The sequence below is a fragment of the Candidatus Auribacterota bacterium genome (assembly GCA_026392035.1).
Lineage (GTDB): Bacteria > Auribacterota > Tritonobacteria > UBA1439 > UBA1439 > JAPLCX01.
This window is the reverse complement of record JAPLCX010000078.1, coordinates 30308-55045: the sequence shown is the minus strand read 5'-3', so window position 1 is coordinate 55045 and position 24738 is coordinate 30308. Positions and strand designations below refer to the sequence as shown.

Here is a 24738-nt window from a genome sequence, read left to right as displayed (position 1 = left end):
CAAAAAATTGCAGCAGCAGGGCGTCAATCCCAAAGTCCCTTGGCTCTATGATTACAAACTTGACTTCCGCTTCAAATAAACGTTGACCTCCGCCTTTTCGGGGGCCGAAGTCCAATAAACTGACCCCCAAAAATGGCTGCTGAGCGGGACTTCGGCGGGCAGGCGTCATGCCCGCCATATTTGCTACGGTTCAGAATGTTATAAAGAAACTGTATATCTGCTGGCCGATATAACAGGCACTTCCCGTTGCTCTCTATTTTATGTATTATAACTTCTGCCGGATTCACCAGACATTACGGGTAACACCAGCAAAGATGGATCTAGCAATCTGACATGGCCGTCACCTTGTGGACCCGGGCAACATGGAATTCGTGATGCAGAGACCATGAGGGAGAGTTATGAAATGCAGGATTCTTAGCGGTGTTAGTCAAACATTCATCCTGCTCTGCCTCCTCATCCCAGCACCTTACGCCCAGCTCGCCAATTCCCCCTGGCCGATGTTTCACCACGATGCACGGCACACAGGCCAGAGCGAATACGCGGGGCTGTCAATACCCAGACTCGCGTGGAGTTATGAGACGGGAGGCGGTTCCTCCCCCGCGCTTGGGAGTGACGGGAGGGTGTATGTTGGGGGTGACAATAATCTCTACGCGGTTAATTCTAACGGCGCGCTCAACTGGAGCTATCGGACTGGTGGCGGTGTGCTCTCCTCTACCGCGTTGGGGAGAGATGGGAGGATATATGTCAGCTTCGCTGATGATGAGTTCTACTCCTTCAGCTCAGCCGGAGGCCTCGCATGGAGTTATAGGACGGGAGATTGGGTTATATCCTCCCCCGCACTGGATAGTGACGGGAGGGTGTATGTCGGCTCTTGGGATAATAATCTCTACGCGTTTAGCTCGGACGGCGCGTTCAACTGGAGCTATCGGATTGCATATTATATGTCTGTGTATTCCTCCCCCGCGATCGGGAGTGACGGGAGAGCGTATATCGGCTCTGCTTATTACTGGTATCTCTATGCGTTTAACTCAAACGGCACACTCGCCAGAACGTATCCGACTGGTGGTTATGTATACTCCTCTCCCGCACTTGGAAGTGATGGGGGGGTGTATATTGGTTCTTATGACTCTAAACTTTATGCGTTTAGCTCGGACGGCGCGCTCAATTGGAGCTATCGGACGCAAGATGAGGTGTATTCCTCTCCCGCGTTGGGGAGTGACGGGATGGTATACGTAGGCTCTGTTGACAATAAACTTTATGCGTTTGGCTCGGACGGCGCGCTCAACTGGAGCTATCGGGCCCAGGATGGTGTAAATTCCTCTCCCGCGTTGGGGAGTGACGGGATGGTATATGTCGGCTCTCATGACTATAATCTATATGCTCTTAATTCAAATGGTACACTCAGCTGGATTTATCCGGCCGGGGGAGACATGTCTTCCTCACCCACACTCGGAAGTGATGGGTGTATCTATGTTGGCTCTGGTTATAATTTGTATTGCATCGAGCAGGGACCTACTGCAACATGCACGCCTACTCCGACGATCACGCCGACGCCTACGGAGACGCCAACGGTGACAGAAACTCCGACAGAGACACCGATGGAGACTCCAACGCCGACGATGACGCCTACAGATATGCCGACGATTACGAATACTCCGACGACAACACCTACGTGCACGCCGACGCCGATTATAACCCTGACAATTACTCCGACCAGAACACCAACGGTAACTCCGACGCCGCTCCTAGTCGTGATTTTGAACAGCACTACGCCATCGCCGGGGGAGCTTTTTACGATTGACGTGATAGTACAGCCGCTGCTTGACACTTTTGATACTTACGGGGTGATAATCGCCCCAGGGGGACAGATTTACTCGTTCAACCTCGAAAATCCGCGCTTTCTGCGGACAGGTTTGATACCTCTTTATAAGGATGTACCGGGCCTTTGGGAACCATTCCAGCGGAGACTATATGCAGTCTATGTCCCCAGCGGATTGACCGGGCAATATCTTTTCATCGTGGGACTTGTTCCCGCCGCGGCGCAGCCCAGATTACAAAACGCAATCCCGGGTTGCTTATGGCAGGGGACAGTGACTATAACTACGAAACTGTGAGGCTCATCCTGGCGAGTATCAAGAGCATGGCTCCCTCTGGAGGATACAGAGCATGAAACCAGCACTAATGGGAGCGTTCTTATCTATTCTCGGATTATCCCTAATGGCTAGTTTCGCCCTTGCTGACACTGTCTTTACCAGAAATTTTAACTATAACGGTAAGATTATCAAGGAGTCAGATGATAGTGTTATAATCCTCTGGAATGGCAAGACACGCAAGGAGATACCATGGAAACAGATAAAAAAGATAAATCGTTGGGATTGGGATAGGGATGTAGAAGCAAAAGAAAAAGATCGTCAGCAAGCTGGAATTAACAGTTGCGGGCTTCTTGATTCCCAGCATCCTAAAGCCACATCAGCATCCGGCAGGAGCATCACCAAGGACTACTACTCGAAGCTACTCGGATATGCACGAGACGGAGACCGTGATACGTTCAATCGCGCACTAGCTGAGGGCGTTGTATCTTGACGGTGTACAACCTTCAGCGCGGGCGAGGAAGTCTTCACAACGGACACGGCGATATTCAGCGGTCTTTTGAAAGTCAGACGCAAGGGCGAGACCGCTGATTATTGGACGAATATGGAGCACGTTTCAAAGCCCGGCAGATGAAGCGCTGATGCTCGAGCTGTTTGTCGCGGCCAGGGGCGAGTATCAGGAGTTGGACCTCCTCGAGAACTCGCGCTATAGAGGAAATGCTGAGGCCTTTCTGGCAGTCCAGCGGGGATTAAGCGAAAGCAATGCCGAAGTATATCGCCACCTGATTCAAATACTGGAACAATTAGGCCGGACGAATGAGATAAAGATTGAGGAAGGGCTATAACCGTGGGGAATATGCTTTCCTGAAGACAAGTGGTTATATACAAAGCGAAAATACTCGAAGACGTTTTTGAACTTTCAGCACTATCTATACGTTACATATACGGGAGATTACCGGGATGTTTTTCCTGAGGGTTGCGGGGCCTGATGATGCGGAGCAGATGCGAGCGGTCTGGCTGCGCTCGATCAGTGAGATCTGCGGGCCCGACTACGGGAACGACCGGGAGTTGCTCGACAGATGGTGCTCAACGAAGACCGTCGAGCGGGTGCGCGCGCTGCTCGCTGACAGGGATATCGTGTGCCTCATTGCCACCGAGGCGTCAGGCAAGATCGTTGGGCTGGGAGGGTTGCACCGCAGGGGCGATATCCTCGCGTGCTATGTCCTTCCGGAGGTGCTCCATAGGGGAGTGGGGAAGACCCTCCTCCTCGCCCTCGAGAGGGAAGCGGCGCGCCTTGGCTTGAGGGAGCTCAAGCTCGGGAGCACCGCCACCGCAGTCCCATTTTATAAAAGAAATGGTTACTGCGCGGACGGAGAACCATTCCTTTTCCTTGATGTCATAAAAGCCTATCCGATGAAAAAGGCACTCGTGCCACCCGCGCCATCTGGCTGAGAGGATAGTTCGTGGGGCGTGCCCGCCCTATCGTGAGGAAGGTGCACTGATGCATCATGCGAGTGCGTATGGTAGTATGGTGCTTGGAGCACCGGTTGCATCTGTGTCAAGTACGAGGCGCGGCACTCGAGACCGGTGCATCGGTGAGTCACTGAGGGGCAGCGCGGCATGGGTGCCATGGCTCGCTGGTCCCGGGAAGGGAGAGACAGACCATGCAGGTTGTGCAGAGATTCCATAAGAAGATGTGCACATTCAAGAATCAGGATGTGAAAGTGAACTATGAAGGTATCCGAGAAAGCGGGAACCCGAACGTCAATTGGCACCCCATCGAGTGTCTCAACATGACCGAGGAGTGCGTGGAGGCGAAATGCCGTTTCACGAAAAAGCCTGGTGCAAATAAAAATTATCTGAAATAAGGCGCTGCATCAGAACCGGAAAATTGATGGAGGACTGCTCCACGAGGGCGGTCCTCTCTTTTTCTGTCATGTATTAAAATGTGCGCACGTTTAACCATCGTATCACGTAGCCGGGACTTCAGCCGCAGCCCCGTAAGGGGGGATCCCTCCCCTGTGAGGGTCTTTACCCGGCAACGGCTTTTCGCTTGAAAAATTCGCATAATGTGCTATAATATTATTACAATGTACGATAAACACAGGGCGTATCTCCCGTATTTCTTGCCTCTCTTCCTAGGGGCACAGATCATTTTCCTGCACTGCGCGACGTGCGCCGCGGGCGATTATTTCTACTCCTCCGGTGGAAAACATCCGCTCACGCGCCTCGAGAACGTCTGGGTCGTGCGCGCGCCGATCGCAGGCAGCGGTCGTGCTGCTACCGTGGATCGCGCGCGTTCACAGCTCAATGGATGGGAGAGGCATGCCGTCCGGATTGTAGGGTCGCGCGAGGCGCGAGACGCGCTCGCGGCCCGTGCCACGGCGACTCGCCCGCGTTCCTTCGTGAATCCCGTTTTTGATTATGGCGGCGGCGAGCCCCTCGTGGTGACGGATGAGTTTATCGTGTGTTTCCCACCCGATCTTGGGAAGGATGAGATAGAGAGGATCAACAGGCGCTATGGAGCCGTCATTCTCAGGAAGGTGTCGCCTCGCACCTTTGTTCTCAGGGCTGAGGCGACGAAGGAGTTGGCTGCGCTCGACCTTGCGAATGCGTACGTTGAGAACGGGGACGCGGTATTTGCCCATCCGAACTTTATCTCGCAGAAGAAGAAACGCTTCATCCCGAACGACCCCTATAGTGTTTACCAGTGGCACCTCCTCAGCGTGGGGCAGGGCGGAGCGCTCCCGGGGCAGGATGTACAGGCGACCGCCGCCTGGGATCTGACGCGTGGCAGCCCGGAGGTGATCATCGCGGTCATTGACGATGGGGTGGATTTCACCCATGAGGACCTCCAGGGTGACAAGTTTGTCCCCGGCTATGATTTCTACGATAATGACGCCGATCCCACCGCAGTGGCCGAAAATGAGGATTGCCATGGGACGGCAGTGATCGGCGTGGCGGCCGCAAATGGGAATAACGGAATCGGCGTAACGGGAATCGCGCCAGCCTGCCGGATTATGCCGATACGCCTGGTCGCGGGGCCAACGAGCGATGAGCAGGATGCGAGCGCCATACGCTTCGCTGTGGACAACGGCGCCTGGATCATCTCTAACAGCTGGGGCCCGCCCGACGGCAATCCCTTTATACTGGGGGACGAAATGATCTATCCGCTCCCGGACATCGTGAGGGAGGCCATTGACTACGCCGCCGACAGCGGGCGCGGCGGGAAGGGCTGTGTCATATCCTGGGCCGCTGGAAACGGGAATGAACCTGTTGGCTATGACGGCTACGCGTCTTATGAAAAGGTCATGGCGGTCGGGGCGTGCACCGACCAGGGGCGGAAGGCGTACTACAGCGACTATGGTCCCGAACTTGACCTGTGCGCGCCATCGAATGGAGGAAGGACCTCCGGTATCTGGACGACCGATTATATGGGTGTGGAGGGTTACAACCAGGGAGGGCCTCTGTTTGGAGATGCGGCGGGGAACTATACCAGTGAGTTTGGCGGCACCTCATCCGCCGCTCCCTTGGCTGCCGGGATCGCAGCGCTCCTCCTTTCGAGCGAGCCTGACCTCACCAGGGCAGAGGTGATGCAGCGGCTGAGGAGCACTGCTGACCGCGTTGATCTTCAGGGCGCGCGGTACAACCTGGCGGGGCAGAGCATCTGGTACGGCAGCGGGAGGATCAATGCCTACGCGGCGCTCACGGGGAGGACGAGGCATCCCCAGCTCGCCATTTCAGCAAATCCCCCGTCGCTCCGGCGCGGGAACACGTTGTCGTTAAACTTCTCACTCCTCCAGGGGTCGGATATGAGCACAAATTACGGAACCGCCTACCTGGTAGTGATACCGCCCATTGGACCTGCGAAATTCATCACGGCAGAGCACCGTGTGGCGGCGGCGCAATCTCCTTTTGTGAAAGGAATGGCCGCGGTTGATATGAAAGGGTCCCTCATCCCCGGTGTGCTCCTGGCGAATATGGCTCCCGGCCGCTATACGATTTACGCAGCCATTGTCACGCCCGGGGGTGATCCCCGCAATGCTTCGAGCTGGATCCACAATCCCTCATCGGCGACTGTGGATGTGCTGCCGTAGGGCTCCCCACAGGACCCTTGCCTTCCCCGAGGCAATCCGGCAGTTGTCGATTCTAGAACCACGAGCAGATTACCAATCGCAGATCTGATCGCGTGTGGGTATCTGTAACCTGGTTTACAATGGAGTACAATCGTTATACAATGAGGGCGTTCTTGTTGTGTCTGGGTGGGGGAGGAGACGAAACACGATGAGGAATCTTGCGATTGTGTGCCTGCTCGCGTGGGCAGTGTCTTGCTGCGGGTGCAGGGTGGGGAGGTTGGGAAAGTCGGTGGTCAAGAACCAGGGACAAACCGCGGAGGGCATCCTCTTCACGGATACCCTCTTTACGGACGATGGTCGCTCTCGCCTGACTGGGCCTTCGAAGTGAGGAGGGGAAGGACATATGCGTCAGGCGCGCTGTGCCCTTATCAGCGTTCATGACAAGAAGGGGGTAGCGGATTTCGCCCGCGGCCTCAGCAACCTGGGTATCAGAATCATATCAACAGGCGGAACTGCGGAGCAGTTGCGCAAGGCGGGAATCCCCGTGACCGATGTGGCAGCGTTCACGGGTCAGGCCGAGGCGCTGGGCGGGCGGGTAAAAACGCTCCATCCGAAAATTCACGCCGGAATCCTCGCGTCGCGAGAGAGCGAGGCTCACCGGCTCGAGATGGAACATCTCGGCTGGGACTACATTGATCTGGTGGCGGTCAACCTCACCATGGCGCAGGGAGAGGGGGTGACCGATCTGAGCGAGTTCATGGATACGATGGACATAGGCGGGCATGCCCTCCTGCGCGCCGCAGCCAAGAATTTCCGCGATGTGATCGTCGTCTGTAATCCCGCCAGATACACGCTTGTCCTTGACGAGCTCGCGCGCGGCGCGGGCATCATTCCAGAAGGGTTGCGGGCGCGCCTCGCCCGTGAGGCCCTGGAGGCTGTTGCCTGTTGCGATGCCGTCTATCACCGCACGCTCTACGCGTTCGTTGCGCCCGCTGCCGATGTGATGCCGGTGGAGCTCAGACTCGATCTCAATAAGATCGGCGAGTTGCGCTACGGTGAGAATCCGCACCAGCGCGCGGCCGTGTACAGGGCCATGGAGTGCGGTGAGCCATCGGTGGTGGAGAGTGTTCTTTTGAGCGGAAAGGCGCTCTCGTTCAATAATTACATTGATCTGGACACCGCATTTGAGATTGTGAAAGAGTTTCGCAGACCCGCGTGCGCCATTGTCAAGCATGCGAACCCGTGCGGCGTTGCCGTGGCCGATGCGCCGGTTGAGGCGTACCGGAGGGCGAGGGCAACTGATCAGGAGTCGGCCTACGGGGGGATCGCCGGGTTCAACGCGGCGGTGGACGAGGACGTCGCCGCGGAGCTCTCCGCGTCGTTTATTGAATGTGTGATTGCCCCCGCCTTCACTGGCGCCGCCCTTGAGGCCCTGAAGGCGAAAAGGAATCTTCGCATTCTCGAGGTGCCGTCTTTTTCCGCGTGGCTGAGCGGGGGGGGCACGAGGGCGGGCGGGCGCGAGATGCGCTCGATCACCGGGGGCATGCTCCTCCAGGAGCGGGATCTCGGTACCATCGGGCTGGGGGATATCACCCAGGTGACAGAGGCGAAGCCCTCAGCCGCGGAGGCCGCAGCGGTGTTTTTTGCGTGGACGGTGGTGAAACACGTGCGCTCCAACGCGATCGTGATCGCTTCCGAAGAAGAAACGGTGGGGATAGGGGCTGGACAGATGAGCCGCGTGGATGCGGCCAGGCTCGCCGTCTATAAGGCGAAAAAACCGGTCGAGGGATGCGTCGCCGCGTCTGACGGATTCTTCACGTTCAGGGATGCGATTGATGAGCTCGCCCGCGCCGGCGTCAAAACAATCGTGCAGCCGGGCGGTTCGAAAATGGATGGAGAGATTATCGCCGCCTGTAACGAGCTGGGAGTGGCGATGGTATTCACGGGGATGAGATGTTTCAAACATTAACTACCCGCTAAAAAGATCCACCACGGAGACACGGAGGACACGGAGAAACATAATAGATTTTCAGTGGTTTCAGTGTCTTCAGTGGTTAAGAGTTTTTACCACTGAATCCGCTGAAGACACTGAAGGGTTTTTCCTCCACTCTGTGCGCTCCGTGCCCCTGCCTGCCGGCAGGCAGGTCTGTGGTGAAAAATATGATGGTTCGGACAAAGATACTTGAGCTCACCGGAGGGCCCGAAGATCGCAGCCGTATCGAACAGGCCGCGCGGGCGCTCGCGGAGGGAAAGATCGTCGTATTCCCGACCGAGACGGTGTATGGCGCCGGGTGCAACGCATCGGACAGATCGGCGGTGAAGCGTCTCTACGAGATCAAGGGCCGTCCGTGGAACAAGCCCCTCGCGTGCTACCTCTCCTCGAGGCTGGGGATGCTCAGGTACGATGTTGAGGTCGCCCTAATTGCCGAGAGGGTAATGGAGCGCTTCTGGCCGGGCCCTCTCACCATACTCCTGGCGCGGTACGTGGGCGGGGGGCGCGTGGGATTCAGGTTCCCTGATGAAGAGAATGCCCTCGCGTTGATCGAGACATCCGGGGTCCCGGTCGTCGCCACGAGCGCAAACAGGAGCGGCGGCGCCTCCCCGATGAGTGGAGGAGAAGCGGTGATGGCGATGGACGGCCTCGCTGACATCGTTTTGAAGGGAGGGGTGACGCGTTGCCGGGGGGAGTCCACCATCGTCGATCTGAGCGGGCCGGCGCCGCGCCTTGTCCGCGAGGGGGTTGTCACGAGGGATGAGTTGGAGGCGTTCCTCGGGTGCGCGTGTGGGGCGGACTGAGGAACGACGGTCCCTCAGGGGATATGTTGCGGCGAAGGAATGGGAATGGGAAACGGTCGCTTTTATGAGAATCTCACTGGGCTCTGATCACGGCGGCTATGAGTTGAAAGAAGCGGTAAAAAAGTACCTCATGTCCCTGGGCCATGAGGTGGATGACCTGGGCTGTGACAGGGCTGATGCAGTGGACTATCCTGACTACGGCGCCCCTGCGGCCCGCGCGGTCGCGACAGGGAAGTGCGGGAGCGGGGTGCTCATCTGCAGGAGCGGAATCGGCATGAGCATGGTGGGCAACAAGATAGCAGGCGTGCGCGCAGCGCTCTGCCTCGATGAGGAGATGGCCGAATTGAGCAGACGGCATAATGATGCGAACGTGCTCGTGCTCTCCGGGGGCCGCACGCCGCCGGCGCGCGCGTGCCGCATCCTGGATGTCTGGCTGCGCACCGCATTCGAGGGCGGCCGGCACGGGAGGCGCGTGGAAAAAATAAAGAGACTGGAAAAGAAATGACAAATGACAAAATTCAAATGACAAAATTGCATCTGAACCATCTAAAAACAACTGATCCGGAGGTGTGCAGCGCGATCGAGCGGGAGATGCAGAGGCAGTCGTCGGAGATAGAGCTCATCGCCTCGGAGAATTTTACGAGTCCCGCGGTGCTCGAGGCGACCGGATCGGTAATGACCAACAAGTACGCCGAGGGTTACCCCGCCAGGCGCTACTACGACGGGTGCGAGAACGTGGACCGGGTCGAGGAGCTGGCAATCGCGCGGGCGCGCGAGCTTTTTCACGCAGAGCACGCCAATGTCCAGCCTCACTCAGGCACCCAGGCCAACATGGCCGTCTATTTCACCATCCTCTCTCCGGGCGATGCGATTCTCTCCATGGATCTCGCCCACGGAGGGCATCTCTCCATGGGGAGCCCGGTCAACTTTTCCGGCAAGCTCTACAAGGTATTTTCCTACGGCGTGCGCCGCGACACAGAGCTCATTGACTATGAGGATGTCGAGCGGAAGGCCGCGCATGCGAAACCGAAGCTGATCATCGCGGGCGCGAGCGCGTACCCCAGGCTCATTGACTACGAGCGCTTCGCTCACATCGCGCGAGGGGCGGGGTGTCTCCTCATGGTTGACATGGCCCATGTCGCGGGGCTCGTGGCGGCGGGGTGTCATCCGTCGCCGGTCCCCCACGCCGATTTTGTGACCACCACAACCCACAAGACGCTCCGCGGGCCACGCGGCGGCCTCATCCTCTGCCGGCAGAAGTTTGCGAAAGAGCTCGACAAGGCTGTCTTCCCCGGCATGCAGGGCGGCCCCCTCATGCACGTGATCGCCGCGAAGGCAGTCGCGCTCAGGGAGGCGCAGGGGGAGGAATTTATCGCCTATCAGAAGCGGATCATCAGGAACGCCGCCGCGCTCGCAGGCGAGCTCGCGGCACAGGGGTTCAGGCTCGTCTCGGGGGGAACGGATAACCACCTCATGCTCGTTGATCTGACGCCGCAGGGCATCACGGGGAAAGACGCCGCGCTGGCGCTCCACGCCGCGGGGATAACAGTCAATAAGAACATGATTCCATTCGACCGGCAGAAGCCGTTCGTCACCAGCGGCATCCGCCTCGGAACGCCCGCGGTGACGACGCGCGGCATGAGAGAAGAAGAGATGAAGCTCATCGCCCACATGATTGCGCGTGTGGTGCGCGATACGGGCGATGAGCGTGTGATCGCGTCGGTGAAGGGCGAGGTTGCCGCCCTGTGCGCCACGTTCGCACTCCCCTATTGAATAATAATGGTCGGTTACTGTGGGTAATGAATCTATGTAAATAGTGATTTTTATCCACGGATTGACACGGATGAGCACGGATTAACAGAACAGCCACAAAATTTTTTCAATAAAATCCGTGAAATCGGTGGATATCCTCCTTATTTCCTCTGTGACTGAGGCCTTACATTGAATTTTCAATCTCTAGTGATTAAAAGTATGGTAGTATGAGTGCCGGTTTGAGCTGTTTTGTCTCTGTCATTTGATTTTTGGTATTTGTCATTTGGTATTTGTCATTCGCTCTTGGGTGTCTGTCATTTTAACAGAGGAGGTCGGTATGAAGAGGAATGCGTTGGTGCTCGCAGTCGCCCTTGTATGTGTGAGCTCGCTCATGGTGAGGGCCGATGAGACGATCACCGGGCAGAAGTTCCAGCTGTTCAATGCCTCACCGGAGCGCTATCTCGAGCAGCCGGTCGCCCTTGAGGACACGTTTGGAAAGATCGTTGATCCATTCAGCCGAATCGAGATCCAGAACTATCTCACGCCCGACCGATACCTTAAATTCAAGCTCGGGCAATGCCCCTATCCCTGCATCGCCCCGAGGAGCCCATCGCTTGAAGACGCGCTGGGGGGGTGCATGAGGGGTGAGCTCATCAGGATTACAGGCAATCTCCAGAAGGTCTACGAGAAGCGGACGATGGAGACGGTGCGCGGAAAGTATACCGGCGGGAGGTCGTGGGAGGAGCGAGTGTATGTCTACGGGCCGCTACAGAGCGAGTATTACTTCAACGTCATAAAGATTGAAAAAGGATGGGGGAGGCAAGATTCTCCCGAGGATATGTTCGCCGAGGGGAAGAACCTCGCGGAGGAACACTACCAGCAGGTCTCTCCCGAAGCGATCACGGGTGAGCCGGAGAAACTCGTTGAACGGTCGATCTGGTTCGAGGGGGCGTACGGCGGCTTCGATGAGAATTTCAGCGAGGGCGAGAAGGCCGCGGGCCTGACGCCTGAGAAAGTGATCAAGTTCGCCGTGAAAGGGATGCAGATGCCCTGCTATGTTTCGAAGAGCGAGTCGAACGCTGAGGGTTTCAAGAGCGTTCCGCTCGGGGCCAAGGTACAGATCTATGGCAGGATCAGGGTGAAGGAGACGCCCAAGGGATTGCGGAGCGCGTTCTTCGTTGACCGCGTGACGAGGACGGTTTCCAAGGAAGAGGTTGCCACGCCGGCACCGAAGACAGGTAATTAGTACGGTGGCCCATAACAAGCAGTAAGTAACCGCGGAGTCTGCGCCTGCCTGCCGGTAGGCAGGGATTGAGCGGATTCTAGTAAAATAAGGTTGCATCCACTGATTTCACTGATTTCCACGGATGTAAAAACAGCCTGAAGCTTAAAGCTGAAAGCAAAAGGATGCACTTACACTTTGAACTTTATACTTTCAACCTTTTGCTGTGTTTACAATCAGTGTAATCCGTGGATAGAAAACGTTAAAAGCAGGTAGCCACACTATCAGCGGTTGGTGAATAGATCAGGTTAGAAACCAATAACCATTTTCACATCTGTGTTTATCTGTGGTTATAAGTTAATTTGTTTATTCTGTTGAAGTTAGATTCGGGAGGAGATGCTCGCCCTCGGTTACTCTTCAGACTCTTCGGGTTTCTCAGACGATCGGGCAGCCGCCGAGGTGTAGTCAACCATCTTGGCCTGATCGTGGACCCACTTGCTCCACTCACCCACAATTTTGCCCCCTTCCCTGTTCATGGCGCGCCGGGCGAACCCCTCGGCTCCCAGAGTCTTATCTTGGGCGGGGGGCTCCTCCCGTTTCATCAGTGAGAAGAAGCAGCTCCCCTTTGCGATATCAAAGACCGCGCTGAGTTCCCCCACCTTTAGTTTGGAAGCGGCGGCGCAGAGCTGTGGCTCAAATCCGATTCCGGGGATGAATCCTCTCGGCGTGAACGATGTGCTCTCCTCGGCCTTTATCGAGAGGGCCTTGCAGGCGGAGGCGAAGTCGAGCTTTTCGTCCTTCATCCGCTTTTCGACCTGCGCACGCTGCGCAGCGGCGAGTTCGTTGGCCTTGGCCTTTGCCTTCTGCTCCCTGAGCTTCTTGGCGATTTCCGCGCGCGCCTCCTCGAATGGCTGGGTTTTTTCCTCCGTTTTCTCTTTCGGGACGATGATGCAGTAGCCCTTATCGGGGATTTCGACTATGTCGCTGAATGAACCAATATCTGTTTTGAATGCCGCCCTGGCGAATTCTCCTCCGGCCGGGATTCCCTTCGCCGTGCCGTTTTCAGTGAAAGGCCCCGTCTCCTTGATTTCGAGTGAATATTTCTTTGCGAGGTCATCTAATTTGGGATTGTCAACGAGCGCGAGCGAGATATCCACTGCCCGGGCGTACGCCGCGCGCTTTGTCTCTTCCTGTGCGCGTTCCTTCTGATCTCGTTCCAAAAGTGCCTTGATATCTCCTTTGACCTCATCAAGCGGCTTTGTCCCCGCCTCCTGGATGCCTTCTACTTTGATGATGTGGAATCCCATAGGGGTTTTGACGACGTCGCTGGTCTCCCCCTCCTTCATGGCGAATGCCTTGTCCGAGAACGCCTTGGGCATCTCACGTGACTCCACGTAGCCGAGGTCTCCGCCCTTTTTCTTTGTCTTTTCATCCTGTGAATATTTACGGGCGAGCGCGGCGAAGTCCGTCCCCTTCTTGAGGTTCGCGCTGATCTCATCCGCCAGCTTCCGCGCGGCCGCTTCCGCCGTATCCCTGTCCTTCCCTTCTATCTTGAGCAGGATGTGGCGCGCCCTGACGCGCTTCTCGTGCGCGAACTCACGGGGGTGATCGTTGTAGTACTGCGTGATCTGCTCCTCGGTCACGGCGGCTTTCTCCCCGGCGCTGCCGGAGGGGATGAGGAGGTAGCGTGCGCTCACCGTGGGCGGCAATTTGAATTCTCCCATATGGGCATCATAATATTTTTTTATTTCTTCATCGCCGACCGTAACGCCCTTCTCGGCCTCTCCGATCCCATCGAGGACGTATCTGATGGTGAGCCTGCTCTCCTCTTCGCGGCGGCGGCGCTCCAGCTCTTCATCGGGCATCCAGGCCGTCAGGCGGACCAGTTCAATGAGTCGAGCGATCATCAAGGATTCCCGTGTCCACCCTTCGTATACGTCGGGGGTTAGCCCCATGTTTCTGAGGATATTCTCGTACACCCGCTGGTCGAAACTTCCCTCGCCGCCGAACTGCGCCCGTATCGCGCGGGCAAGCTCCCTGTCGGAGACAGAGATACCCTCCCTGCGCGCCTGTGTGAGCATGAGGAGTCGTTCCCAGGCGCGCTGACTGATCTCGGCGTCGTTCATCTGCACGCGGCGCAGGAGGCTGTCCGTGCGTATGGCCATGCAGGCGTCGTCGAAGTCGGGGCGGGACACGGTTTTGCCGAAGAGCTCGCCGGCGGCGCTGAGGCGTTTCTCGCCGCGGAACCGCATGCGAACCCCGACCCCCCAGGGAATGAAGGTGACAATGACGACGACGACGAGAATCCAGAGGATGAGCTTCATCCTGCGGCGGAAGAACGAGAGCATGTGAGCGCCTTTCTTTCAGGTATGCCTATGGCGAATCTACATATTATAAGCCCATTTGCAATCGGCGCAAGGGGGAAAAGCAGAAGAGAGTAATTTTCACCACAGACCTGCCTGCCGGCGGGCAGGGACACTGAATTCACTGAACACAAGTTTAGCCGCGGATGTGCGCGGATGAACGCAATTCCAAAAACAAAAACTATATGACCTCCCCACTCATTACGTGTATTCCCGCGCTATCGGGTATTTCTGGTTGGTGGTTTCAGTGTGATGGTCGCGATAAATGTAGCCCGATGCAGATCCTGAGCATTATCGGGGGACACAGAGCCGGAGGATTGCGCAGTCTTGCGGGATTGGAGAGGGCGAAGAAACCAATCGGCAGAGAAGCAGCATTTATAACTACTTCACTATAGTGACATTCATCAGGTTGTAAGTGACGGCTTTGCAGAGACTCATCGGCATTCCTTCTGGCATCAGAATGAGCCCCACGGTGTAGATGCCTTCCATCGCCTCCCTGCATACCCTGTGGCTGAAAAGGTCGCCCGACCATCCATTGCCCAGCGTGCGCACTCCCGTTGCGCAGGGGAAAACACCTTTCATGACAGCGCCGTCGAACATCACGGAGTAGATTTGTCCCGAGGGATAGCGCACGAGAATATAGGCATCTACGGGATTGCTCGGGGGGACCGGGGGGATCTTCGCGCGGGCAACCACCACCATCCCTGGCGAAGCAATCTGCTTGTTGAGCGTGACCACGAGGCCGGACGGAGTGGGCGTCGGCAGCGGTGATGCTGTATGCGTGGGCGTACTTGTTGGGGCAGCAGTGGGGGTCCGGGTGGGAGTGGCCGTTGGCATGGGGAGCGGAGTGTTCGTAGCTGTCGGCGTGATCGTCGGCGTCTTTGTCGGAGTGGGTGTTCGTGTAGGTGTCTCGGTCGGCGGTTGCTCGATACAATAGAGAGCGCTATCCCCAGAGCCAATATACACCCTCCCGTCGCTCCCCATCGCGGGTGAGGAGAAATATATAGCAGCACCAGTCGTATAGCTCCAGTTGAGCGCGCCGTTCGGGTTAAATGCGTAGAGATTATTATCACCCCAGGCAGAGCCGACATACACCCTCCCGTCACTGCCCCGCGCGGGAGAGGAATATATCTCACTCCCAGTCTTATAGCTCCAGTTGAGCACGCCGTCAGAATTAATCGCGTAGAATCTATAATCCCCAGAGCCGACATAAACTTCCCCTGTGGCGCCGATCGCGGGAGAGGAATATATCTCACTCCCAGTCTTATAGCTCCAGTTGAGCGCGCCGTCAGAATTAATCGCGTAGAATCTATAATCCTCAGAGCCGACGTATACTCTCCCGTCACTCCCCAGGGCGGGAGAGGACTCTATATAACTCCCAGTCCGATAGCTCCAGTTGAACGCGCCGTCAGAATTAATCGCGTAGAATCTATAATCCTCAGAGCCGACATACACCCTCCCGTCACTGCCCCGCGCGGGAGAGGAGAAATATACAGCAGCACCAGTCCTATAGCTCCAGTTGAGCGCGCCGTTCGGGTTAAATGCGTAGAGATTATTATCACCCCAGGCAGAGCCGACATACACCCTCCCGTCACTGCCCCGCGCGGGAGAGGAATATATCTGACTCCCAGTCTTATAGCTCCAGTTGAGCACGCCGTTCTGGTTAAATGCGTAGAGATTCTTGTCATAATAACCGGAGCCGACATACACCCTCCCGTCACTGCCGATCGCGGGAGAGGAATATATCTCACTCCCAGTCTTATAGCTCCAGTTGAGCACGCCGTCAAAATTCATCGCGTAGAGATTATTGCCACCCCAACCAGAGCCGATATAAACTTCCCCTGTGGCACCGATCGCGGGAGAAGAATCCACCGAACTCTCGGTCACATAGCTCCATGCGAATACTGGTATGGACGGCCCCTCATAATTACTCAGCCCGGTATGCCTCGCATCATGACGAAACATCGGCCAGTCCGCATAGGGTGTGGGTGTTATGGTCGGGGTCGCGGTGATCGTGGGGGTCTCGGTGGGGGTATATGTCGGAATACTCGGATCCCAGGTCGGTGTTTCTGTCGGCGTGGGTGTGATCGTCGGCGTCGCCGTGGGAGTTCGAGTCGGGGTTCTCGTGGGCGTTATTGTCGGTGTGTTTGTCGGTGTTTTTGTCGGTGTGGGTGTGCTCGTCGGTGTGGGGGTGGACGTTGCCTCGGCAATGACATACAGGACATTGTCCTGGGAGCCGATGTACACCGTGTCGGTGCCTATCGCGACCGATGAGCGTATCGGCGCTGTCGTCTCGTAACTCCACTGGAGCCTCCCGAGCGAGTCAACGCTGTAGAAAATGCCATCTCCAGACCCCACACACACCGCATCCACCGCGTCCGCCGCGGGAGAAGAGTCGATGTCGTCCGCCGTCTCGTAACTCCAGGACAGTCCCCCGCTCTGCCACAGCGCGTAGAGCACATTGTCATATGAACCGACACAGACTTTGTCGGTGCTCAATGCCGCCGTGGAGAGAATATCCCCCGCCATCCCGTAGCTCCACACCAGCGCTCCCGCGGAGCTGATGCTATACAGGGTGTTGTCCCGTGCACCGATATAGACCGTCTCTGTCCCGCTCACCGCAGGTGAGGAGGATATCTTATCTCCGGTTACATAGCTCCATGAGAGCACACCGGTGAGATTGGTTACGCTGTAGAGACGGTTGTCATCAGAACAAACGTACACCGTGTCGGTGCTTATCGCAGGCGACGAAGCGATAGGCTCGGAGGCCTCGTAACTCCACAACAGAGAACCAACAGAGTTGAGACTGTAGAGCCGGCTGTCTTCAGAACCCACATAAACCGTGGAGGTTGGATCGAAAGTCGGCGAGGAGGAGATGTCGCCCCCCGTCCCGTAGCTCCAGAGCAGCAACCCGTCGTCCTGCCGCAGCGCGTAGAGCACGTTGTCATCCGAGCCGATGTACACCGTTTGGGTGCTCACCGCGGCGGATGAAGAGAGGGGAGCGGTGTAGGCGCCCTCGTAGATCTCGTAGCTCCACAGCAGGTTGCCGGGGGAATCGATGACGTAAAGATTACGGTCTCGGGAGCCTATGTAGACTGAACTGGTCCCGCTCAGCGCGGGGGACGAATTGATGTCATCGGCGGAGACATAGCTCCAGACAAACACAGGGGCGCGCGGTCCCGAGAGGGTGCTCTTTCCCGCATGAAGGGCATCGTTGTGGAACATGGGCCACAGATCCTCTGGCCTCGGTGTTGGTGTGGGTGCGAGGCCCGGGTCGTCCGTCAGATGACCGGTGATAAGCGGCGTGGGGGTGCTGCCCGGCAGCACCGCCTCGACGGAATAGGTGCTGCCATCCGTATGAATGTACGCGTGGCGGTTGGTGGTGAAGCGCGGAGGACTCGGCGTCTCGGGGGCCCAGCCCGTGCCGCCGCTATCGCCCGGATACAGGCGGATGATGCTCATGACGCCTGAATCCACCACCGCGGTGAAATTCTCTACGGTCGTTTCCCTGGGATGGCCATAGGAGTTGGACCAGACGGAGATGACGGCGATTTCCGGGTCCATGCTGCCGAGGAACGTCGGAGAGCTGATGCCGTTGGTATCTGAACCATGATGGTCCACGAGCATCACGTCCACGTGGCGACCGAGGTCGCCTTTCACAAGGGCGACTTGCCCCTCGTCCGTCCCCTCGGCGTCGCCCCCAAGGTACATGTCAAACCCGCCGTAGGTCACCAGGCAGGTGATGGACTTGTCGTTCTCGCTCATGCCGCTGGTGACATCCGGCCTGCCCCTGACGTAGAGGGTGTTCGTCGGGCCGGGATCGTCCGGCGCGCCGACGGTGAGGAAGCGGAGGATCGCGCCGTTGCCGAGGTCAATGTCCGATGCAGGGTTGACCATGACGGTCGCCCTCTTCCCAGAAACGGTGACTATGTAGTTCGCGTCGATGGCATCACCATCATAGTCATAGCTGCCGCCACGGTCATAGTATGTGCCAAAGTGGGATTGCCCACCCATGTCCGAGACGAAATCGTCGATGCCGTAAATGTGGTCCCTGTCGTAGTGGGTAGCGACGCAGTAGTCGACGTTGCTGATCCCCACGGAAGTACAAAGGTCCTTCGCGTAGGCCGCCCAGTCAGCACCACCGCCCTCGTCGAAGAGGACGACCTTCCCGCCCGTCCCCGGCCCCTTGATCACGGTGCCGATCCCCGAGTGGCCGTTGGCCCACACGCACCAGATCTGTAGCTCCTGGGCGGAGGCGATACCCGCAATCAAGACCAGAGAAGAAATAAGCGAATAAAAAAACACCCTCTTCATTTTGCCCTTTCTTACAAAAGCAACCTCGCTGCCATGCATCCTCCGCCTGATCGAATACCTCAAATATACCATTCCGCAGAAGCCTTTGCTACCTTTACTAACGATAGTACAATTTTCGGCGTTTTGGCAAAGCTCATTCTTCGATATTCAGGAATCTTGTCCGCATTCTCGTTTTCAGATATCGCAAGATTGCCATTTCTGATTGACGCGCGCCCGGTTGGTGAAGGTTGTAATCGGTTATGCGCAATTTCTGGAGAGGCAGAATTAGTTGATTTCTGAGTGGAGGGGTATTACAATAACACGTTAAGATAATGGCGATAGGATAGTGACATAATGTGCCACGTTCGATTGGTCCTGAGTATCATATGCCTTGCGACTTTACTGGCAATCCTTTCAGGTTGCTCGACGCCGGAGGGGGGATCTTCCATCCCCTGGGCGCGGCCTGAGCCATGGGAGAACCAGCCAAACTTGAGTCCGGGTGTGAGGTTCTGACCGGGGTATCTTGACCGCAGGCAGAAGTTTAAAGTTCGAAGCGTAAGGTATATCGACTTTCAACTTTCGGCCTTGAGCTTTTAACAGTAGTTCAACCCCTAACCTCCCCCCCGCCATAGGCGGGCAAATATCAAGCTTGCCATGTAAAACGCGCGACCCGTTTCTATGGCGGGTTCGATAAATCCCTGCCTGCCGGTAGGCAGGGAACCCCTGCAATTGGGGAGATGAATAATTCGGGTTAAGAGGACCACAAGATATGCCTTCCCTCACTGAGTGTGCCGTGATCGCACTCCTGGGCATCCAAGGTGCATTGCCGCTGGGCCTGAGCGGCAGCAAGGGACGCAACGAAGTCCGCGGAATCTGGGCGGAGTGCGAGGGGATCAATTCCACTCTTTCCAACCGTGGCACGATTGAGGAGATGGTCAATCGTGTGGGGATCGCCGGATTCAACACGGTTTTCGTACAGGTATATCGCGGCAACAAAGCCTGGTACCAGTCGAAACTCGCTGATCCTGCTCCCTACCATGAATTCTACACAAAAGAGAAAACAAGCCCTCTGCAGATTGCAATTGACCTTGCACACACGAAAGGCATACAGGTGCATGCGTGGGTCAACATGTTCCGGGTGTGGGGAAACGCTGATGCGAAGATCATTCGTAAGCTGGGGAGGACGGCAGTTACCTGTGACAACAGGGGGCGTTCGCTCCTCGACTACACCAAAGCATCCCTCCCCGACGGGGGCTACTGGCTTGATCCGGGCGACCCGAGGGTGAGGAACTATCTCATTTCCATCATAGAAGAAATCCTTGAACAGTATCCTGACATTGACGGTATCCATCTCGACTACACGCGCTTTCCCTACGACGAGAAGGGGAAAGTGGGTTTCGGGTATGGCCGGACGAGTATCGCGAGGTTTAAAAAGATTTACGGGGTGAACCCTCTCGGATGCACTGCCTCACAGCGCGCCCTCTGGGACGAGTGGCGGCGGGACCAGGTGAGCGAATTTGTCAGGGAGGCCGCGGTGGTTGTGCACAGGCGGGGTAAAAAGTTATCTGTCGCAGCAGTAGCTGATGAGAAAAAGTATCGCTCCCTCACGTTTCAGGACTGGCCCCGCTGGCTCCGCGAGAAGCTCATTGACTTCGCCGTGCCAATGAACTATAGCAGCGCCAGAAGCGTCGCGAAGAAGAATACCGAGTCACTCCTGAACGCCGCGCCCGTTGCGAAAGACAGGGTCATCATTGGCCTGGGGGCCTACAAGCTGCTCGATTCCCCCGGCGCCCTCCTCGCGCAGATAAAGGACTGCCGCAGCCTGGGCGCGGGCGGCGTGGCGCTCTTTTCGTATGACAATATGACGAAGCATCCGGGGATTTTTTCTTACCTCGGGAAGCGGGCATTCGGATCGAAGTTGTAACCACTGAGGGCACAGTGCGGCCATAGGGCGCAACTAAATCTAGTTCCATCCGCGGCGAAATCTATGGGTAAGGTAGTCGAAAAAGGCAATGTCATACTCGTGGCGGGGCTGCTCGCCCCCGGCGCTCCGGCGATGGAAGATCTCATAGGAGAGGTCGAAAAGCTCTGGGGGGCCGTGGCGCACAGGAGCGAGCTGTTCGATTTTGATTTCACCAATTACTACGAGCGCGAGATCGGCCCTCACCTGAAGAGGCAGTTTGTCGCCTTCGGCGCGCCGGTCCGCCCGGATACGTTGCGGGAGGCCAAGGTGATGAGCAATGAGCTCGAGGCGTGCCTCTCTGTCGGGGGCAGGAGGAGGGCGAACGTTGACCCCGGCTACCTCGATTTGAGCAAGCTCGTCGTCGCCTCGACAAAGGACGCGACCTGCCGCACATATCTCGGGGGGGGGATTTACGCCCAGCCGATGCTGTGGTATGAAAAGGGGAGTTACCATCCATGGCCGTGGACATACCCGGATTACCGGACGGCCGCCGCCATTACTTTCTTCAATAGCGTCAGAGCGGATTACAAAGCAAAGGCGCAGTAAAATACAACATTTTCACCACGGACCCGCCTGCCGCCTGCCTGTCGGCAGACAGGGACGGGCAGGGACCACGGAGGGCCTCGGAGATCACGGAGATTGTTACAACAGCAACAACAGTTTCTAGTTTCTGGTTTCTGGAAAGAGATTAATCTGTGTGTATCTCTGCCTGCCGGCAGGATCTGTATTACAAGTGTGCAAAACTTTTTCATTTGAGAAAGTTTTTCAAACTGCATGATGATCTTTTTACCACTGAATAATCTGCGTTCATCTGTGTCTATCTGTGTGAATCTGTGTCACACGTCAATCTCTGTGTCCTCCGTGGTAAAACAGTGAGGGTTCCTGGTGAAAATAGGGAAGCTCCCAGCGCGCATTTGAAATTGACAGTCCGCGCGAGCATTGGTACTATCACCCTCCCCCCTTCGTGACGTGTATAAGGTGGAAAAGATGCCAGATACAATAAAAGCGAGCGAGCGCCCCGTAACGGCTTCCGTCATACGAGAAATGGAAGAGCGGGCGAGGGCTGTGCGGCGAAGCATCATCAAGATGCTTGCCAGGGCCGGCTCGGGCCATCCTGGCGGTTCCCTCTCGATCAGCGATATACTCACCGCCCTCTATTTCACAAGATTGAATCACCGCCCAAAAGATCCACGCTGGAGGGACAGGGATAGAGTGGTGCTTTCAAAAGGGCACTCCGTCCCCGCGCTGTACGCCGTGCTGGGGGAGTGCGGCTATTTCCCCAAGAGCACCCTCCTCAGCCTCCGGAAGATGGGATCAATCCTCCAGGGGCATCCGGACATGACGAGAACCCCCGGCGTTGAGGCATCCACCGGCTCTCTGGGGCAGGGCATATCGATAGCGGTTGGTATGGCGCTTGCCGGCAGACTTGACGGGAAGCACTACCGCGTGTACGCCATCCTGGGGGACGGAGAGCTTCAAGAAGGAGAGGTGTGGGAGGCGGCGATGGCGGCGGCGCACTATAAGCTCGACAACCTGTGCGCCATCATTGATTTCAACGGCTTTCAGATAGACGGAAGGATCCAGGATGTCATGAATCCGGAACCGATCCCCGAGAAGTGGCGTGCCTTCGGCTGGGAGGTTAAGGAGATCGACGGGCACGACTTCGGCCAGATCATTCCGGCGATCGATTGGGCCGCGGGGGTAAAAGGGAAGCCTGCCGCCATCGTGGCGCATACGATAAAGGGGCGGGGTGTCTCATTCATGGAGTCCAAGGCCAACTGGCATGGCGTGGCTCCCTCTCCGGAGGAAGCCAGGCAGGCGCTCATGGAACTTGGTGAGGGATAGGCGGATGGCCACGCTCAAGGCGACACGGGACGGTTACGGTGAGGCGCTGGTCGAGCTGGGCAAGAGGAACCAGAACGTCGTGGTGCTCGACGCCGACCTCTCCGAATCGACGCGAACGGGCATGTTCGCCAAGGTTTTCCCCGAGCGCTTTTTTAATGCGGGGATCGCCGAGCAGAATATGGTGAACATGGCGGTCGGCCTTGCCCTCTCGGGCAAGACGGTATTCGCCTCCAGTTTTGCCATCTTTGCCGCCGGGCGTTGCTGGGAGCAGCTGCGTAATTCCCTCGGGGCGATGAGGGCGAATGTGAAGATCGTCGGGAGCCATGGCGGCCTCACGGTGGGGGCTGATGGTATGTCCCATCAGTGTGTGGAGGACATAGCGCTCATGAGGGCAATTCCCAATTTTACGGTGATCGTGCCGTGCGATTGGCTCGAGGCGAAGAAGGCAGTATTCGCAGCCGCTGAACTGAAGGGGCCGGTCTATATCCGGACGAGCAGGCCCAAAACGGAACAGGTGACGGATGAGGGGGGCCGCTTTACCATCGGGAAAGCGGCTCGCATGAGGGAGGGTACGGATCTGGCGATTATCGCCTGCGGGATCATGCTCGCACATGCTCTCCAGGCGGCGCGCCGTTTGGCGGTTGAAGGAATTGAGGCGGTAGTCTTAAATATGCACACCATCAAGCCGCTCGATGATCAGGCCGTCTTCAGCGCGGCGCGAAAATGCGGCGCCCTGGTGACCGCTGAAGAGCACTCAGTGATCGGCGGTCTCGGGAGCGCGGTGGCCGACGCGGTCGTCCGTCACTGCCCGGTTCCGGTTGAAATGGTGGGTATCCACGACAAGTTCGGACAGTCCGGGGAGCCGGATGAGTTGCTCCGGAAGTACGCATTGACGGTGGAGGATATCTGCAAGGCAGCGAAGAGAGCCCTGAGCAGAAAAGAAAATCCCAAATCCCTGCCCGACCCCTGCCCGTCCGGCAGGCGGGGGCAGGCGGGTAAAATCACAAATCCAAAATAAATCCCAGAGCAGAAGCACAAAATCAAAAACATGGCATGGCTAATGAGATAATCAAGGGAGATACGATGAGAACGAGGTTAGGGATAGCACGATTTCTGTGTGTGTTAGTTCTGATTGCGTCTGGCGCCATATTCGTCTGCTCACATGATGCCTCGCTTCAGGCCGGAGAGACAAATATCTATAAGACCCTCGATATCATCTCCGATGTGATCACGATCATTCAGCGGGATTACATCGAGAAGGTAAGCTCCGAGAAACTCATACAGGACGCGCTGAGGGGGATGCTCGCGTCTCTCGACAGCTACAGTCATTACATCCCTCCCCCGGAACCGAAGGTAACTCCCGCGGGCGGGGCTCCTCCCCAGGACCTTGGCACGTACGGCCTGGAGGTCGCGTATAAGAACAAGCTTCTCACGGTGGTCGCGCCAATAGAGAATGGGCCGGCATGGAAGAGCGGCCTTAAGAGCGGCGATATCATCCTCAAGATCGGTGAGGAGTCTGTAGAGGAGCGCCCCTTCGACGAGCTCGTGCATCAGTTCAGGGGGAGCGCCTCGAAGGAACTCCTCCTACAGGTGGCGCGGCGGGGCGAGCGCGATTTCCTCAACCTCACCATCAGGCCGGGGAAGATCGATGGACCCCCGGCGCGCTCAGAGATGCTTGCGGAGAAGGTAGGGCTGCTCCGCATCACGCGCTTCGACCCGCACACCGCTCCCGGCATCGTGGATTGTTTAAAAAAGCTGAAGGCAGTGGGAGCGAACGGTCTCATCATAGATCTGAGAGACTGCCCGGCGGGTGACACTGCTGCCGCCATAGCCGTTGCCGAGCTCCTCCTCCCCCAGGGGGAACTCATCACCACGCTCAGGGGGAGGGCTGAGGGGACCAGCAAGGAATTCAGATCGCAGTCAAAACCGGTTTTTGAGAGGGGGCCCTTTGTGGTGCTCATCAACGGTGGGACGAGCGGCGCCGCGGAGGTGCTCGCGGGAGCGTTCCAGGGGAGAAAAGGGGGCATGCTCATGGGGCAGAAGAGTTTCGGCTGCGCCTTTGAGGAGGGCTCCTTCAACCTCAAGGACGGTTCGGTGATACAGATGATCACTGCGGTCTATGAAACGCCGGATGGGCAGGAAATTCAGGACGAAGGGCTTGACCCGGACATCGAGGTGCCGATCCCCCCGCTGCCCCCTGAAACCGCTGAAGAGAAAAAGCCCGAGAAGAAAAAGGTAAAAGAGAAGAAAGAGGAAAAGCCGTTGGATCCCATGGTGCAGCGCGCAATCGATCTGATTAAAGGCATCCGCATCATCAACCCCCAGGAGAGGGAGTGAC

At 57.1% G+C, this 24738-nt stretch carries 19 protein-coding genes; 17 read left to right on the top strand and 2 right to left on the bottom strand.

The window, feature by feature from the left end; genetic code table 11:
* Positions 1–398: 398 nt before the first annotated feature.
* From NTX71_08185 to NTX71_08130, 12 genes are all read left to right on the top strand, one after another.
* Positions 399–2114 carry a PQQ-binding-like beta-propeller repeat protein gene (locus tag NTX71_08185; GenBank protein MCX6339882.1) on the top strand — a complete coding sequence of 572 codons (1716 nt, stop codon included), beginning with the start codon at positions 399–401 and terminating at the stop codon, positions 2112–2114.
* A gap of 52 nt (positions 2115–2166) precedes the next feature.
* On the top strand, positions 2167–2583 hold the full coding sequence (locus NTX71_08180) for a hypothetical protein (GenBank protein ID MCX6339881.1): 417 nt from the start codon (positions 2167–2169) through the stop codon (positions 2581–2583).
* Between the two features lie 148 nt (positions 2584–2731).
* Positions 2732–2935 carry a hypothetical protein gene (locus tag NTX71_08175; protein MCX6339880.1) on the top strand — a complete coding sequence of 68 codons (204 nt, stop codon included), beginning with the start codon at positions 2732–2734 and terminating at the stop codon, positions 2933–2935.
* Positions 2936–3050: 115 nt separating this feature from the next.
* Positions 3051–3542 carry a GNAT family N-acetyltransferase gene (locus NTX71_08170; protein ID MCX6339879.1) on the top strand — a complete coding sequence of 164 codons (492 nt, stop codon included), beginning with the start codon at positions 3051–3053 and terminating at the stop codon, positions 3540–3542.
* Positions 3543–3754: 212 nt separating this feature from the next.
* Positions 3755–3958: a hypothetical protein gene (locus NTX71_08165; protein ID MCX6339878.1), complete on the top strand. Its 204-nt coding sequence runs from the start codon at positions 3755–3757 to the stop codon at positions 3956–3958.
* A gap of 222 nt (positions 3959–4180) precedes the next feature.
* A complete protein-coding gene (locus NTX71_08160; protein ID MCX6339877.1) occupies positions 4181–6187 on the top strand; it encodes a S8 family serine peptidase in 2007 nt (668 codons plus the stop codon).
* A 187-nt stretch (positions 6188–6374) separates the two neighbouring features.
* The gene (locus NTX71_08155) at positions 6375–6554 is read left to right on the top strand and encodes a hypothetical protein (GenBank protein ID MCX6339876.1); all 180 of its coding nucleotides are present in this window, start codon (positions 6375–6377) and stop codon (positions 6552–6554) included.
* A 15-nt stretch (positions 6555–6569) separates the two neighbouring features.
* A complete protein-coding gene (gene purH, locus NTX71_08150; protein ID MCX6339875.1) occupies positions 6570–8135 on the top strand; it encodes a bifunctional phosphoribosylaminoimidazolecarboxamide formyltransferase/IMP cyclohydrolase in 1566 nt (521 codons plus the stop codon).
* Positions 8136–8326: 191 nt separating this feature from the next.
* Positions 8327–8962, top strand: coding sequence for an L-threonylcarbamoyladenylate synthase (locus NTX71_08145; GenBank protein MCX6339874.1), 636 nt, complete (start codon positions 8327–8329; stop codon positions 8960–8962).
* A 64-nt stretch (positions 8963–9026) separates the two neighbouring features.
* On the top strand, positions 9027–9467 hold the full coding sequence (gene rpiB / locus NTX71_08140; protein MCX6339873.1) for a ribose 5-phosphate isomerase B: 441 nt from the start codon (positions 9027–9029) through the stop codon (positions 9465–9467).
* A gap of 17 nt (positions 9468–9484) precedes the next feature.
* Positions 9485–10735 (top strand): serine hydroxymethyltransferase, encoded by a 1251-nt coding sequence (locus NTX71_08135; GenBank protein ID MCX6339872.1) that lies wholly within the window; start codon positions 9485–9487, stop codon positions 10733–10735.
* 316 nt (positions 10736–11051) lie between these two features.
* Positions 11052–11960, top strand: coding sequence for a hypothetical protein (locus NTX71_08130; GenBank protein MCX6339871.1), 909 nt, complete (start codon positions 11052–11054; stop codon positions 11958–11960).
* Positions 11961–12346: 386 nt separating this feature from the next.
* Here NTX71_08130 and NTX71_08125 read toward each other — a convergent pair whose 3' ends face one another.
* The gene (locus tag NTX71_08125; protein ID MCX6339870.1) at positions 12347–14284 is read right to left on the bottom strand and encodes a peptidyl-prolyl cis-trans isomerase; all 1938 of its coding nucleotides are present in this window, start codon (positions 14282–14284) and stop codon (positions 12347–12349) included.
* A gap of 396 nt (positions 14285–14680) precedes the next feature.
* Positions 14681–18613 (bottom strand): PQQ-binding-like beta-propeller repeat protein, encoded by a 3933-nt coding sequence (locus NTX71_08120; protein ID MCX6339869.1) that lies wholly within the window; start codon positions 18611–18613, stop codon positions 14681–14683.
* 748 nt (positions 18614–19361) lie between these two features.
* Between NTX71_08120 and NTX71_08115 the strand changes: the two genes are divergently transcribed.
* The 5 genes from NTX71_08115 (at position 19362) to NTX71_08095 (ending at position 24737) form a co-directional block, all read left to right on the top strand.
* A complete protein-coding gene (locus NTX71_08115; GenBank protein MCX6339868.1) occupies positions 19362–20516 on the top strand; it encodes a family 10 glycosylhydrolase in 1155 nt (384 codons plus the stop codon).
* Between the two features lie 63 nt (positions 20517–20579).
* A complete protein-coding gene (locus NTX71_08110; protein ID MCX6339867.1) occupies positions 20580–21101 on the top strand; it encodes a DUF4416 family protein in 522 nt (173 codons plus the stop codon).
* A gap of 441 nt (positions 21102–21542) precedes the next feature.
* Entirely contained in the window at positions 21543–22400 is an 858-nt protein-coding gene (locus NTX71_08105; GenBank protein MCX6339866.1) for a transketolase, read from the top strand.
* Between the two features lie 4 nt (positions 22401–22404).
* On the top strand, positions 22405–23418 hold the full coding sequence (locus tag NTX71_08100; GenBank protein MCX6339865.1) for a transketolase family protein: 1014 nt from the start codon (positions 22405–22407) through the stop codon (positions 23416–23418).
* Positions 23419–23483: 65 nt separating this feature from the next.
* A complete protein-coding gene (locus tag NTX71_08095) occupies positions 23484–24737 on the top strand; it encodes a S41 family peptidase (GenBank protein MCX6339864.1) in 1254 nt (417 codons plus the stop codon).
* Position 24738: the final 1 nt, after the last annotated feature.